The 637-nt window shown below is 57.6% G+C and carries 1 pseudogene; it reads left to right on the plus strand.

Going from position 1 to position 637, the window contains the following annotated elements:
• Positions 1–133 precede the first annotated feature (133 nt).
• Positions 134–637, plus strand: a pseudogene (locus tag F0Q45_RS26525) (PPE family protein); the annotation flags it as partial.

Consider the following 637-nt stretch of genomic DNA (forward strand, 5'->3'; position numbering starts at 1 on the left):
TGCGGCGGTGGCCGCGACACCCCATACCACCCCGGCGCCGGCCATTGTCAAGCCCGGTGTCGGTGTGGCCGGCAACGCGGGAGCCACCGCAGCCCAGACTCTCACGCCATTCCCATGGCAAGAAATAGCGGCGTTGTTACAACAATTTTTCGTAGATTACGAGGTATATCTGTTCGCGTTGCTTTCGGAGCTCCCTGCGGTCAGCTTAGTCGTGCTGAACCTTGCTTTGGATATTTTAAGCTTGAACCCCATCGGATTTGTTATCGAATTGATATTCAACGCCCAACTACTAATGGCATTCATTTATAATGCCACTATTTTGGAGCTTGGGTTATTGTATGCTGTTGCTGGCGTTATAGACATTATCTTTAGCTGGATTGTTGGCAATTTGTTGGGTACTGTTCCGTTTTTGGTGAGTCCTTTGGCGGCAGGGTTAGCTGCCGCTGTTGTTCCGGGTGTAGCTGGTGTGGCGGGATTGGCCGGTATGCCGGCGGCGGGAACGGTCGCTGCGCCAGTTGCGGGTGTTGCTGCTGCGCCGGCGGCTGTGGCTATCGGGGCGGTGCAGGCGCCGCGGGGGGCGGCAGCGTTGTCGTCGCCGGCGCGGCTGGTGTCCGTGGTGGCTTGTGATCGGGGTGCT

Source organism: Mycobacterium simiae (assembly GCF_008370645.1).
GTDB classification, from domain to species: domain Bacteria; phylum Actinomycetota; class Actinomycetes; order Mycobacteriales; family Mycobacteriaceae; genus Mycobacterium; species Mycobacterium simiae_A.